Source organism: Candidatus Leptovillus gracilis (assembly GCA_016716065.1).
Classification (GTDB): Bacteria; Chloroflexota; Anaerolineae; order Promineifilales; family Promineifilaceae; genus Leptovillus; species Leptovillus gracilis.
The window spans coordinates 47399-61748 of sequence record JADJXA010000004.1 but is presented as its reverse complement, the minus strand read 5'-3'; the positions used below and the strand labels follow the sequence as shown (position 1 = coordinate 61748).

The 14350-nt window shown below is 59.2% G+C and carries 12 protein-coding genes; all 12 read right to left on the bottom strand.

The features are described from left to right. Window positions 1-205: 205 nt before the first annotated feature. Window positions 206-736: a hypothetical protein gene (locus tag IPM39_13055; GenBank protein MBK8986984.1), complete on the bottom strand. Its 531-nt coding sequence runs from the start codon at window positions 734-736 to the stop codon at window positions 206-208. An 8-nt stretch (window positions 737-744) separates the two neighbouring features. Next, window positions 745-1548 carry a DUF4111 domain-containing protein gene (locus IPM39_13050; GenBank protein MBK8986983.1) on the bottom strand — a complete coding sequence of 268 codons (804 nt, stop codon included), beginning with the start codon at window positions 1546-1548 and terminating at the stop codon, window positions 745-747. 3 nt (window positions 1549-1551) lie between these two features. Next, on the bottom strand, window positions 1552-1935 hold the full coding sequence (locus tag IPM39_13045; GenBank protein ID MBK8986982.1) for a hypothetical protein: 384 nt from the start codon (window positions 1933-1935) through the stop codon (window positions 1552-1554). A 363-nt stretch (window positions 1936-2298) separates the two neighbouring features. Then, window positions 2299-4110 carry an adenine deaminase gene (gene ade / locus IPM39_13040; GenBank protein ID MBK8986981.1) on the bottom strand — a complete coding sequence of 604 codons (1812 nt, stop codon included), beginning with the start codon at window positions 4108-4110 and terminating at the stop codon, window positions 2299-2301. A gap of 26 nt (window positions 4111-4136) precedes the next feature. Next, window positions 4137-7370 (bottom strand): GAF domain-containing protein, encoded by a 3234-nt coding sequence (locus IPM39_13035; GenBank protein ID MBK8986980.1) that lies wholly within the window; start codon window positions 7368-7370, stop codon window positions 4137-4139. After that, window positions 7370-9100, bottom strand: a complete 1731-nt coding sequence (locus tag IPM39_13030; GenBank protein ID MBK8986979.1) for a proline--tRNA ligase — start codon at window positions 9098-9100, stop codon at window positions 7370-7372. The genes IPM39_13035 and IPM39_13030 overlap by 1 nt, the downstream gene beginning before the upstream one ends. 31 nt (window positions 9101-9131) lie before the next feature. Continuing rightward, complete coding sequence (locus IPM39_13025; protein MBK8986978.1) at window positions 9132-10061, bottom strand: DMT family transporter; 930 nt, start codon at window positions 10059-10061, stop codon at window positions 9132-9134. A 71-nt stretch (window positions 10062-10132) separates the two neighbouring features. Continuing rightward, the gene (locus tag IPM39_13020) at window positions 10133-10477 is read right to left on the bottom strand and encodes a transposase (GenBank protein ID MBK8986977.1); all 345 of its coding nucleotides are present in this window, start codon (window positions 10475-10477) and stop codon (window positions 10133-10135) included. A gap of 114 nt (window positions 10478-10591) precedes the next feature. Continuing rightward, complete coding sequence (locus IPM39_13015; GenBank protein ID MBK8986976.1) at window positions 10592-11260, bottom strand: ISAs1 family transposase; 669 nt, start codon at window positions 11258-11260, stop codon at window positions 10592-10594. A gap of 139 nt (window positions 11261-11399) precedes the next feature. Next, the gene (locus IPM39_13010) at window positions 11400-12716 is read right to left on the bottom strand and encodes a hypothetical protein (GenBank protein MBK8986975.1); all 1317 of its coding nucleotides are present in this window, start codon (window positions 12714-12716) and stop codon (window positions 11400-11402) included. A 368-nt stretch (window positions 12717-13084) separates the two neighbouring features. Then, on the bottom strand, window positions 13085-13897 hold the full coding sequence (locus IPM39_13005) for a hypothetical protein (GenBank protein MBK8986974.1): 813 nt from the start codon (window positions 13895-13897) through the stop codon (window positions 13085-13087). Window positions 13898-13910: 13 nt separating this feature from the next. Next, entirely contained in the window at window positions 13911-14225 is a 315-nt protein-coding gene (locus IPM39_13000; protein ID MBK8986973.1) for a hypothetical protein, read from the bottom strand. Window positions 14226-14350 lie beyond the last annotated feature (125 nt).

The following is a 14350-nucleotide window of genomic DNA, read 5'->3' as shown; positions in this document are numbered from 1 at the left end:
TGGATAATTTTTACAAGAAATGGAGAGGTTGTATTGTAAGGTAACGCAGTGCATTATGGCGGGGTGAATTCAGTGTAGTTCATGGCGGAGCCTTAGGCGCGGCCGAGGCGCGGTAGGGCACGTCGGAATACCCGGCCAGGGGGTCAGGATGACGTCGCCTTAGATGGGCACGTCGCCGACGTAAAAATGTGGCGCGCGTGGCATCTCAATCACCGTCCACAAACTGTCGAAACCAGGCAGCGACTGTCTCTTGATGCAGCGGCGCCCAGCACGCCCAAACTTCGCGGACGTACCTGTCCAGCAGTTCTGTACGCTCAATCGCTGTTGGCCGCGCTACGATGTCGGGAATGGTCAGGCCGCCGCTGAAATCTGGTGGGGTCAACCATTGATAACGGCCGCGTTTAGGCTGGCGTTTCTCGCTGAGCGCTTGCAGGCGGATAGCCAACGCCTGGTCCGGGGACCGCCCTTTTTCCAGAACGCCATACAATGCCAACAAATGTACGGCGACGGATTGAATGGATTGGTCGGAGGGCACGCCGGGATGCTGCGCGGCATAAGCGTCTACCAATAACCCATTCAGCGGCCCAGGAACCAATGGCGGCGAACCACCATTGGACAATGCGGCAAATAAGTCCCAGCACGCACCCGACGCACCAATGTAGCGATGACTGGGCGCGTCGGAAATGGGCAGTCGGGCCTGGCAGCCGGGGCAAGTTTCCAGGGTTGCATCGTCCATGGGCAAGATTATAGCCGTTTGACGGAGGGACGGGTAAGGCCGATTGCCTGACTGCGGGCGACGGTGTAGCGCAGCAGCTCCAGCGTTTCCGGCAGGACGTCGGGTTGGGGTTCGGTCGGCCAGGCCAGGGCGCGGGTGATGAGGGGGGAGAAACGGCCGTTTTCCACCCCCATCGCCCACCGCGCCGCCGCCGGTTTGGAGACAATGGTCCCGGTCTCCAGGGTGTGCAGCGCCCGACACATCGTCAGGATGGCAAACACCTGATAGAGACGGTCGCGCAGCCAGGTCGGGTCGTCGAGCATGGGCATCCACCATTCGGCCAGCACGCCGCCCACCGCCCGGCGCAGATCGTCCGGCGTCACCGGGTCAATCAGCGTGTCGGGCGGCGGTCCGGCCAGCGTCACGCCCCATTGGCGCAGGACGTGGCGCTGGATGATCCAATCGCTGCCCTGCCCGGCGACGTAGAAGCGGCGTTCGTGCCAGTGGGGATAGGGGCCGCCGGCCGGGTCGTAGCGGCGTAAATCGGCCAAGGGGAGGTAGGCGCCTTCGAGGTGGATGGCCCAATGGGGGTGAACGGCCGTTAACTCCTGGTGCAGCTCCTCTAATTCTGGCAGTTGGTCGGGGGGGATGGCATGATAGGTGACGACGATGAAATCCACGTCGCTGCTGTCCGGGTTGAAATCGCCACTGGCTAATGAGCCATACATGTAAAACCCGGCGAAGTTCTCGGCTAGAATTGATTGTGCGCCGTTTAACAAATCGCGCAAAACGGCGTTTACGTCAGCGTATGGCGTGGGTAAGAATCCAGACACCGGTCAATGCAGCAGTTCGCCCGTCCAACGGTCACGGCCGTGCCAGAATGGGCACTGCGGGCATGATTCGCCTTCCGGGTAATCTATGCCTTCTTCGTGGGGGCAACCAATAATTCGGTCTGGAGTGACTGCGTTTTGCGCGTCATACTCCTGCATAAACGCCACGATCTGCTCTAAAACAGTTTCGTCGGCGCGGATATCGCTAGTTTCAGAATACCAACGACGCATTTCAAGGAGTTTGTCGTACCTATCCCTGATGCCAACCGCCACTTTTGTGGCTAACTGATCGGTCGGGCCATAATAGGCGATGGTGGCCAAGGGATAACCACGCGAACGACGACGCGATAACTTTATAAGATATTTCTGGGCGTTAGACATGCGTTTCATAGTAATGATCAGAGGTTAGTAGAACCTGGTCATTCTGACAAGTCTTCGAGGAAGAATCCCTTTCCCGCCAACAGGTAGGGATTCTTCGCTCCGAAGACTCCGCTCAGAATGACATAACCTGCAACTCGCGTATCCAAAAAGTAAGGCGTACCAAAACTGCAAACATCTGATTGACTGACAAAACTTATCTAACCGCGGAGAACGCAGAGCGCGCGGAGGCTGTACTAGAGAAAATCTCCGCGTCCTCCACGCTCTCCGCGGTGAAAATCTGAGATTTGTCAGTCAACCAGGCAAACATAGTGAGATTGTAGAACACGGCCGTTTTCCCAGTCAAGCATCTCAAGAAAACGGCCGTTTCCCCCCTCACCTCACAAACAAATCAACCACCTCAAACTTTGTCACGTCCACCAGGCCCAAGTCGGAGATGCGCAGTTCGGGGATGACGACGAGGGCCAGCAGGCTGAGCTGCATGTAGGCGTTGTTCAGGGCGCAGCCGCACTCGGCCATCGCCGCCACCATGCGGGCCGCTTTGTCGGCGACGATTTCCGCCCGTTCGTTGGACATCAGGCCAGCGATGGGCAGTTCCACCAGGGCGATCTCCGCGCCCTCTTTGTAGACGACCACGCCGCCGCCGACCGCGCCCAGGCGATTGGCGGCCAGGGCCATGTTCGCCTTGTCCGTGCCGACGACGATCAGGTGGTGGCTGTCGTGGGCGACGGTGGTGGCGACGGCGCAGGGGACGTTGAAGCCGAAACCGTGGACGAAGCCGTTGATGACGCCGCCGGTGGCCCGGTGGCGCTCCACCAGGGCGATCTGGCAGACATCTTGCGCCGGGTCGCCGATGACCAGGCTATCTTGAATGGGCAGTTCGCGGGTGAGGGCGCGGGTGGGGGCCTGGTTTTCCACAACGCCAATCACGCGAGTGGCAATTGACGATTGACGATTGACGATTGACGATTGAGGGGTGGGGATATTGAAGTCAACGGCCGTTAACTCCTTGCCCAGTTTGATGGTGTTTTTGGCGAAGTCGGGGTAGTGGTAGGGGGCCAGGTCGGCGATAAGACGGCCGTTTTCCGCCACCACCTCGCCTGCCGCAATGACCAACTCAATCGGTAGGGCGGCCAAATCGCTGCTGAGGATGATGTCGGCGTAACGGCCGGGGCTGATCGAGCCAATGTCCTTTTCTACGCCAAAATGTTGGGCGGTGTTCAGGGTGGCCATCTGGATGGCGGTGATGGGTTTGAGTCCCTGGGCGATGGCGTGGCGCACGACGCGGTTCATGTGGCCGTCGTGGACCAGCGTGCCGGAGTGACTGTCGTCGGTACAGAGGACGAAACTGCGGCTGTCCAGCCCCAATTCGGTGATCGCTTTCACCTGGGCGGCCACGTCGTACCAGGCGGAGCCGAGGCGCAGCATCGCCTTCATGCCGCGGCGGACGCGGGCGATGGCGTCTTCGACGCGCGTACCTTCGTGGTCGTCGGCCGGACCGCCGGCAACGTAACCGTGAAACGGCCGTCCCAAATCGGCCGAGGCATAATGACCGCCGATCACCTTGCCCGCCTTCATCGTCTCGGCCATTTCGGCGTGCATTTTGGCGTCATTCAGGAAGACGCCGGGGAAGTTCATCATCTCGCCCAGGCCGATGATGCCCGGCCAGGTCATCGCCTCGGCCACTTCGGCCGGGCCGATAGATGCGCCGGGGGTTTCCAGGCCGGGGGCGCTGGGCACACAGGAAGGCATCTGCACGTAGACATTGATCGGCAGGGTTTGCGCTTCGTCGTGCATCAGGCGCACGCCGGGCAGCCCCAACACGTTGGCGATCTCGTGCGGATCAATGAACATGCTGGTGGTACCATGCGGGATGACGGCGCGGGCGAATTCGGTCACTGTCACCATGCCGCTTTCGACGTGCATGTGGGCGTCGCAGAGACCGGGGATGAGGTAACGGCCGTTTGCCGCCACCACCACCGTCGCCGGACCAATCGTATAACCGGCGTCCTCGCCCACATAGGCGATGCGGCTTTGGTAGATGGCAATGTCGGTATGAGGGATGATTTCGCCGCTGTGGACGTTGACCCAACGGCCGTCCCGAATCACCATCGTCGCCGCCTTGCGCCCCATGGCCACGTCTACTAAATCTTGGGCGCATTCATGCCAGGGTTGTCGTTTTGTCATGGAAAGGCTCTCCTTATTGGGGGGGTTCACCTGTCTAAAAGTTCAACTTCTCCGAAGAAGTTGAACTTTTTAATGGGTTGGTCGGTTGATTCCGCGTTGCCCGTTCCCCGTCCTTCGTTCGCCTGCGGCAGGCATACGGTAAACGTCGTACCGGCGCCGGTGTGGCTTTCTACCTGAATGGTCCCTTGATGTCTTTCGATGATCTCGTGGGCGATAGACAGCCCCAGGCCGGTTCCGGGCAGGGTAGATTGGCTGACGGCCGTACCCCGGTAGAAACGCTCGAAAATATGGGGTAGGTCTTCATCCGTTATGCCCGTGCCGGTATCGCTAATGGACAGGCAGACAGGGCCGTCGGCGACGGCCGTTGTGCGGACGCAAACAGCGCCTTGAGGCGTATAGGTGATGGCATTTTGCAGCAAATTTTGCAGCACCACCACCAGTTGTCCCCGGTCGGCCAGGATGGGTGGCAAATTGGGCTGCAAAACGGCCGTTACCAACAGCCCGTCCGCTTTTTCGGCCAACGGCTGAACCTCCGCCACACATTCGGCCACAATCTCATTAACATCCTCGGCGGCAAACTGCATCTCCGTCTTGCCCATATCCAACCGCGACAATTGCAGCGTATCTTCAATCAGGGAATTCAGCCGGTCCACCTGTTTGCGCAAAATCGCCTGATACTGTTCGCGCCGTTCCGCCTGGCCCCGTTCCAACAAATCCAGATAAAGCGTCAGATTGGTGATAGGCGTGCGTAGTTCATGCGAGACATCGGACACAAATTTGGTCTTCAGCCGGTCCAACTCTTGCAGCCGCTCATTGGCCTCGGCCAACTCACGGGTACGGCGGTCTACCCGCTGTTCCAGCGTTGCCAGCACCAGCGCCCGGCTCAGGGCGCTGGCCGCAATTTCGGCCACAGCCAGGAGCAGATTCATCTCCCCCCTGAAAAATTCGTGCGGCCGGTCCAGGCTAATATGCAGCACGCCGATGACCTGCGTTTGCGTTTGCAGCGGCAAAGAAACCGCGGCGCACAAACTTTGAAAAAATGTTTCGTTAACCGGAAACGGCACAAACAGCGGATCCTGCCAGATATTGGGGCTAACATAGGGTTGGCCGCTGGCGGCCACGTGGCCGGTAATGCCCTCGCCCGGTGTGTGCCGATGACCCAACGCCACCAGATCAGGTGGCAAACAGGCTTGCAGCACCAGGTCGCCGCTGTCGGCATCCACCAGGTAGATGCTGCCAAACACCGCGCCCACAACGGCCGTTGCCTGCTGCAACACAATCGCCAACATCTCGTCCACCGACTGCGCCAACCGCAGCGCCGCCGAAATGCGCGTGATGGTCGCCAACTCTGCGGCCCGTCGCTCCATTTGGGCGAAATACTGCGCGTTTTGCAAGGCCACATTAGCCTGGGCGGTCAAAGACTCCACCAGATGGCGGTGTTCTGAGGTGAAAAAGCGAGGCGTCACCTTATCCAACGAAAACGCGCCAATGACCTTGTTCCCGGCGGAAATGGGCACACCCAACCAACTGCGCAAATAGTTGGTCGCCGGGAACTGCTCCCAATCTGGGTGGGTTAACGTGTCGGCGATGAGGACACTGCGTTTTTGCTGAAAGATGGGCGACAGTGTGCGGTTGGTGTGGATATTGATGCGGATTTGGGTAACGGCCGTGACATCTGTCCAGTTCTCAAAACCACGGGCGGCGTGCAGCCGCGCATAATCGCCATCTTCGTCCAACAACAAAATACTGGCGCTGTCTACGGGAACCAGCTTCACCAAAAAGTCCAGCAGCGTTTCCATCACCTGGTTGGTATCCAACGTTTGTGTCAACGCTTCATTGGCGGCGCGAAAAATTTCGGCCGTATGGTGGGCCATTTGCGCCGATTTGTAGAGACGGGCGTTTTCAATGGCAACGGCCGCCTGGTTGGCAAACGCCTGCGCCAATGCCACATCTCGTGACGTGTACGCCTCTGCCTTCCTGTTGTCCACTGTCAGAACCCCTACAACCTGGTCATGGACAACCAGCGGAGCGCAAATCCAGCCGCGAACGTGCGCGGCGTCCCCCCAACAGCGGAAATCGGCATGTTGTCTAACATCCGGCACGTAAATGGGCTGCCTGGTCCGCTGCATCTCGCAGAAAAATGGATCCGTGGCCGGGTAGTATGTGCCAAGCAGGGCGTCCGGATCGTCGAATCCATGCGCTGCCTGAAGCCTCAGGTAGTCGCCATCCAACAGGAAAAGGCAGGCTGTATCATGTTTCACCACTTTATCCAGATAAGCCAGAATCTCATCGAGTACCTGGTTATGGTCCAGTGTGGAGGCCAGGGTGGCCATAATATCGCGCAGCGTTTCCGCCTCTTGCCGCTGCTGCCGTTCTGCTTCAAACAGGTTGATTTTTTCGATGGCGGTAGCCAACTGCCGGCCCAGCGTCAGCAGCATTTGTTCATCGGCTTCGGTGAAGCTGTATGCTTTTGCGCTTTCCACGTTCATCACGCCAATTGTCTGGCCCTGGATGATGAGGGGGGCGCACAGTTCGGCGGCTGTGCGCGGGTCAAGGGGCTGGCAGTCTGGCTCGTTTGGCGCATCAGCGATGCGGCGCGCAAGGCCGTGTCGGGCGACCCAGCCGATAGCACTTTTCGTCTCGTCTACCGTGATGGGTAACTGTAGGGGATGCAGGCTGTGATAGGCCGGATGGGGCTGCCAACGGCCGTTTTCCTGGCGCATCACAAACCCAAAATGATACGGGTATAGGTTGTTGGTGATGATGTGCGTGACATCGGTTAACAAATCTGTCACGTTGGTCGCCCTGCTGGCCACATCGGCCACACTGTTCAGGACCTGCATCTCGCGCAAACGCCGCCGGGTTTCTGTATACAGATGAGCCGGCCGCAGCAAGCGGCGCATAATGTTCTCGGTTAGCTCTTCGGCGAGCAAATAATCTTGCACTTTGCCGGCCTGAATGATGGCTGTGGCCTCAGCTTCCTGTTCCAGCGTAACAAGCAGAATGATGGGCGTCCTGGCAAAACCGGCTTGCAGTTGTTCGATAGCGGCCGTTTCCAGCAGCTGGTACTCCAGCAAAATCAATAGGAACTCTGTATCAGAAAACTTGCGCAGCGCCTCATCGGCGGTTGGCGTCTGGCGCAAGACCCCTTCTGACGGTGCGCCCTGAAACAAAGACGGGCCGCGCAAAACGGAGTCAATTGTCTCTATCAGCCAATCGTCTTTGGCTATTAATAAGATCAGCTTATTTGTCTCAGCCATCACATAGATAAAGAACGCAAATAGCTTATCAGGTCGGGCCAGGGGACGGCGACCCGTTCCGATTGATCGCGCCGTTTCACTTCCAGCCGGTTCTCGCTCAGCCCCTTCGCCCCTACCGTCACCCGCCAGGGCAGGCCGATCAGGTCGGCGTCTTTGAATTTTACCCCGGCGCTGGCCTCGCGGTCATCATACAACACACGGATGCCGGCGGCGCGCAGTTCGTCATACAGGTGGTCAGCCGCCAGGCGCACCTCGTCGCCCTTGCCGATGTGCAGCAGATGGACGTGGAAAGGGGCGACGCTTTCCGGCCAGATGATGCCGTCGGCGTCGTGGTGCAGCTCGACGATGGTGGCCATGAGCCGGTCTAGCCCGATGCCGTAGGACCCCATGAAGATGGGTTGGGGACGGCCGTTTTCATCCAAGTAGTTCGCCCCGGTGGGCAGGCTGTAGCGCACGCCCAGCTTAAAACAGTGGCCCACTTCCACGCAGCGCCGCGCTTCAATGCGCCCGCCGCAGCGCGGGCAGGCGTGGCCGCTGTCCGCCTGAGCCACATCCGCCAGTTGGGTGACGGTGAAGTCACGCGGGTAGTTGGCGCCGGTGTAGTGATAACCGGCGTCGTTGGCCCCCACCACAAAGTTGCCGCCGGCCTCGATGGACAGATCGGCCAGGACCAGGAGGCCGGGCTGGTCGGGCGCAGCAGCCACGGCCAGACCCACCGGCGAGGCATAGCCTGGCTCGGCCCCGGCGGCGCGAATTTCGTCGTCGGTGGCCGGGCGCAGGCCACCGCCGCCCAATGCGTTGCGCAGCTTGACCTCGTTGATCTCTAAATCGCCGCGCACCAGGAGGAAAAGGAAACGGCCGTCATCCCCTCCCAGCGGTGTCCACCAATAAAACACCGCCTTGAGCGTCTGGCTGGCGGGCGCGCCGACAAAAGCGGCCACGTCGGCGATGGTTTTGCAATCCGGCGTCGCCACTTTTGTCAGGGTGGCCAGCTCGGCCGGTTTCTCGCCCTCGCGCACAAATTCGGCCGCTTCCACGTTGGCGGCATAGTCGCAGTTGGTACAGGCGATGTAGGTATCCTCGCCATCGGCGTGGGGCACGACAAATTCATGCGACGTTTTGCCGCCCATTGCCCCCGTATCGGCGTTGATGGCTACGGCCGGCGCGCCGCAGCGGGCGAAGATGTTGTCATAAGCCTGAATCATGCGCGGATAATAGGCGTCGAACGCTGCTTCGCCGGTGTCCAGGCTGTAGGCGTCTTTCATGATAAATTCGCGCAGGCGCAGCAGCCCGCCGCGCGCCCGCGCCTCATCGCGGAACTTTTTGCTGATGTGGTAGACCATGCGCGGCAGGTCGCGGTAACTTTCAATTTCGCGCAAGCACAAATCGGTGATGACTTCTTCGTGGGTGGCGGAGAGGGCGTATTCACGGCCGCCGCCCGCCTTCACCTTCATCAGCACGTCTACGGTGTCCCAACGGCCGGTGGCCTGCCACAGCGCCGCCGGGTGCAAATTGGGCATCCACATCTCCTGGCCGCCGATGGCCTCCATCTCCTCAGCCATGATCTGCCAGATGCGGCGGATGACGCGGTAGCCGAGAGGCATGAAGGTGTAGATGCCCGCGCCAATGGGCCGCACAAAGTTGGCGCGGATGAGCAGTTGATGGCTGGCCAGCTCGGCGTCGGCTGGGGCTTCGCGCAGAGTTTTTCCGAAGGATTGTGAGAGTTTCATAGTTGATAGTTGGTAGTTGATAGTTGGTAGTTTATGGGCGTCGGCTGGCGGTTAGCAGGCCGGCGAAGACGAATAATCCACCTAAGATTACCAGGGGTCCGGGTACTTCGCCAAATATCAGCAGGGCCAGGATAGATGCGCCGATGGGTTCGGCGAAGGTGGTCGCGCCGACGATGGCCGCCGGGAGATAAGCCAGGGCGTAGTTGAAGGAGGAATGGCCCATCAACTGCGGCCCCAAACCCATGAGCAGCAGCAGCCAATAGGCGCGGGCGCTGTAACCCAACAGGCTGCCGCCGCTGAGATAAACAACCAGAATGAGGCACAAGGCGGCGGTGGTGTAGACCAGGGTGATGTAACCCACCAGCGACAGCCGGGCGCGCAGTTTGCGACCGATGAGCAGATAGCCGGCGGCGGCGATGGCCCCGGCCAACGCCAGACTGCTGCCCAATAACGGCCGTCCTGCCGCCCCATCTGCCGCCGCCACATTGACGACCAGACGGCCGTCTACCAACCCCACATTCCCGCCCAGGCTGATAATCAGGCTGCCCAACAGCGCCAGGCCCATGCCGATCTTTAACGGCCGGGTGAAGCGTTCGTCCAACACAAAGGGGGCGGCCACCGCTACCCACAACGGCGAGGTGGAGACCAGCACGGTGGAACTGGCGACCGAGGTGTAGGCCAGCGAGCTGATCCAGGTGGCAAAATGAACCGCCAGCAGCAGGCCAGACAGCAGCGCCAGCCGCCAGTCGGCCGGCGTTAGCTGGCGCACTTCGTCGCGGTGGCGGGTGAGCAGGATGGGCAGCAGGATGAGGGCGGCGACGGCCGTGCGGCCGGCGGCGATGACCAGCGAGGGCACGTTTTCCGCCTGGGCCAACCGCGCCAGGATGGAGCCGGAGGAGACGGCCAGAATGCCGACGGCCAGAGCCAGAACAGGGGAAATGCGGGGTTTAGAGATTGTCACGCCGCTAAATTTAGCGCAGGTTGGGCGCGGGCGCTAGGAGTCAGTAGCCAGTGTAGGGCTGTTTCAAAGTATCAAAGCCCCATGGTATCCAGGGCTTTGTATGGGTCAGCAGAAAAAGCATCAATCGATTCAGTAACCGAATCGAAGCCGGACAACCGGACGAGACTAATGGCTATGTTGCGAAAGGCCGCCCGCACTTGTGGTGCACCCGGTTGACGAGTAGTGGAAGCATCCTCGCCCATAACAACATCCCTGACCCAGTGGAGACCATTCTCAATCGCCGCCCAATGGTCGCGGGTTATCTCGATAATTTCATCCGGTGATGCCTCAGCCGCTGACAACGACGGCTGACCCCATAGACAATAGTTTCCGTGGTTTTGTTGGGTTTTACTTCCTGTCGGGTGCGTTTCAGACAAAAGACTTGGGCGACATCCGGCCAGTCAAGGTAGCCATTCAGGTTCGTCGAAACCCAGATTTCCGTATTTCAATCCGACCATGTCCTTTTTTGACCTGCCGGGCATGGTCAAGGGCTACGCCAGGGCGGCGGGGTGGCGTAAACAGTTGGACCAGTGCCTGAAGCATTTGGGCTGATTGCCTTTGACATACATCACATAATGCCCCCCTGCTCGCCGAATCTGGGTAGCAATCTGTTGTTGCGTTAACAGGGCATCGACGGTGATAACCAGCCCTTTGAGCAACAAATGTTCCAGCAAGGTAGGGACACAGGTGATTTCGTTTGTTTTGTCAGCCACAGCGACCTGGTTGAGGACAAAACGCAGTTGGTGACAAACAGCCGCCACTAAAAAGGCATTGGGACTACCCAAGGAAGCGGCCCGACGAATGCTTTTGCCGTCCACGGCTACCCCACGAACCAGGCCGGCCAGGACAAGTTGTTGATGCACCTGGGTGGCCCACTCTCTGATTCTCGTTTCGAGTACCGTCGCTTCTATGTGCCAGAAAACACGACATAACATAGCTGGTGAAGGGTGGCGCTCCAGTTCGATACCTAACCGCTTTTTCACGCCTGCCGGAAGGTGTTTTCCCCAGCGAGACGCAGCCCGGGCGCTGTTCTTCCCGCACAAGATAGCCAAAACGATGAACTCGATCAAATTCTTCAAGCCGTACCTTTTCCCTTTTGCCTTGCGCCAATCAGGAATTGAGTCAAAAATAGTGTACACAGGTGGAATTTCGATTCGCATGTTTCCTCGCTTTTGTAGAATTTAGGAAACTTTGCATCAATTCCACCTTGTACGCCACTTTTTACTTTGAAACAGCCCTAAGCCAGTGTTCAGTAACCAGTGTTCAGTAACCAGTGTTCAGCAAACTGAACACTGAACACTAATCCAACCGCACCATTTTCCGACGGCCGTACACCATCATCAGACCAATCCATGCCAAGGGAATTGCGCCGGGGCCGCAGACGGTGGTGGATGGGGTCGGCGCGGCGGGCGGCGGCGCAGCGGCGGCGGGTGGGGTGGGCAGGCTGGCGGGGCGGCCCATGGGGACGATGGTGGCTACGGCGGCGGCGCTGATGGGGGTGGGGGTGGGCGGATACGGCCGTTCTGGCAGCCCACGCGCTGCCCGCCAGGCCGCTTCCAGGCCATCTACGTTGACGCCGTACACCTGCTCCAGGGCGGCGTCGCTGCCCTGCCCGGCGGCCAGCGCCAACAGAAGCTCTTGGAGTTTGTCGCGGCCGTAAGCGGCCAGCATAAAGTCTACCACGCTGTAGCTTTGGGCATAGGCGCTGCCCGCCTGCTGGCTGTGCGCCGGAAAAGAACCGGCCAGACTGCGCAGGGGTTCAAAGCTGTTGTTGGCCTGGGCTTGCGCCAGGGCGCTTTGCATGTCGCTGGAGGGAGCGCCTTCGGCGTAGACGGCCAGCCCTTCTTCCAGCCAGGTGGGGCGCTGGCCGCCGACGCAGCTTTGGGCGAATTGGCCGGTCACCAGGTGGGCCAGTTCGTGGCGCACGGTGCTGCGCCCCCAATCGGCGGCGCTTGCCGGCGGCACGCCGATGAGGATGGTGTTGTAGTCGCTGAAGGCCAGGCCGCCGGCCCAATCTTGCACGTAGAGCACGGCGGCGCGCATGTCGGCGGCGCTGCCGTAGATGTAGAACTGCACGTCGTCTTGCAGTTGGATGCCCATGTCGGTTTCCAGGCGGGCCAGGCCGTCTGTGGCCGCTTCCAGCAGCAGGGGGCCAATGTCGCCGCGATACCAGTGGAGGGTGATACGGCCGTCGGACACGGTTTGCCAGTTGAAGCGGTCGTCGGTGAAGGTGAGGCTTTGGCGCGGGGTGGTGGTTTGGCGGCCGTCGGCGTCGGTGAGCAGCCATTCCCACCAGAGGACTGCGCCGGGCGGCGGGTTGCCGGAACGGCTCATCACCCAGGTCCAATCGGCGGTGGGGCCATTGGCGGTGGGGGTCAGGGGGACGGCGACCTGGGCGGCGGCTTCCAGGCAGCTTGTGATGGGCACGTCGTAGCGCAGGGTGGCCTGGGTAACGGCCGTATCTGGCGGCAGCTGCAGGCTAAAGCGCACGTCGTTGGGGTAGTTAACGGTGGCGCTGTTGGCGAGGATGGGGGGCACGGCCGTTTGCGCGGCATTGAGGGGGAAAACAAAGCAAAAAACAGCGCCCCACCCCACCAGCCAACCGACCAGAGGCATAAGGGCCTTTCTATGAGAAATCGGTTTCACGTTCTTGTCCTTCATATTACTTCCGCGCATCTTGTTGGACTGGATTATACCATGCGGTCCCGCCACTTCAGGCCGCCCCCCAAAAATGAGGCTCTTCAGGATTTCATGGGGTTGACACCAGATGTAGGGGCGACCACAAGGGTCGCCCTCGACTGGGCGGGTACAAGACCCGCCCCTACATTTAGCGATACCCCACGAGATCCGAAAGACCCATATATTCTTGGTATATACCCGGCTTTGGTGAGCGCCAGGGTGTCTGGACAGGCAAATAGAAAAAGGGTCGGCGTCCAGGGGACGCCGACCCTTCTTACTAACAACTATCAACTCCCAACTATCAACTACAAACGGCTTCGTTCGCGGCGGACGATGAAAGCGCCCAGGCTGACGATGGCCAGACCGAGGAAGCCGATGAAAGCGATGACCGGCAGGGTGCTGCTGGCGGCCGGGGTGAAGGATTGGAGGGAAACGGCCGTTGGGCCAAAGCTGTAGATATAATCTTCCACTTCGCCATCCAGCGCAGGACCGGTCGAGCCTAACCCACCAGCGCTGCTAAGGCGAACCCGCACAGCCATTGGCTGCCCATCAACCGCAAACGAGAGATCTGGAATGTCAAAGTAAACTTGATGCGTCCCGGCGGCAAAAGTTGTGCCAAGCGCTGTCCCGGAACTGTTACGCAGCGTAACCGGAGTGAGTGTACCGCTTAGATTGCCATTGCCATCGCCGAAATCAATAAATACCTGTGGCACACCGCTGCCGCCGGTGATGGTAAGGTCCAGGCGTCCACCATTGCCACTAGCAACTGTACCGTTTGTCCAACCCCCATTCCCACCAGCGCCCGCGCCGCCAACGCCTGGCTGCCGCACGACGCCATCTTCATCATTGGTTGTACCGAAAGCAAAGTTGGTATTGTCACCCGTAGCATCCGCAGTAGGGAAGCCATTGCCTTCGGCATCTACGCTGGCGCCTAATCGCAAACCGGTTGTTGTGCGGTGTCTGGCGCCATTGGAGGCCAAAAGCGTACCATAACCATCTGGTAAATCGCCAAAGTCCCAAAGGCTTGTGGCCTTGATCAATTTAATGGTGAGGTCTGCGCCTGCTTCTATGGTAGCGTCAACTTCAACTTCAACAGCTCCAATATCAGTTGGATCCATACTACCGGCCCCATCACCAAATTTGCAAAGGGATAAAAAGATCTACGACCTGACCTGTAGAAACAGTTGTCTGGAACGTTTGGCTTTCTGCCCAATTACTGGCATCACTATAAAAGCGAATTGTAATCTCTACCGGCAAGCCATCAGAATTAATGATACGTACTAAAACACCATCGTTTAAGCCAGTGTCGGTAAAGTCTACAATCCCCAAACCAGTTGGATCGATATTTTCTGTAGCATCTGCCCCATCCCATTGCACATAAGCAACTGCGGTTACCGATGGATCTAGCGACAACAAAAGATATTGGTTAATTGCTGATGCTTGCAAACGCGCCTGAGCATCAATATCTCCTTCTAATACCTCAATACATAACTTCTCGATGATTACCTATTGTTCAAGAGGCAAGTGGACCGATATGATCACACACAGTTACAGGCAGTTCGTCATGAAAG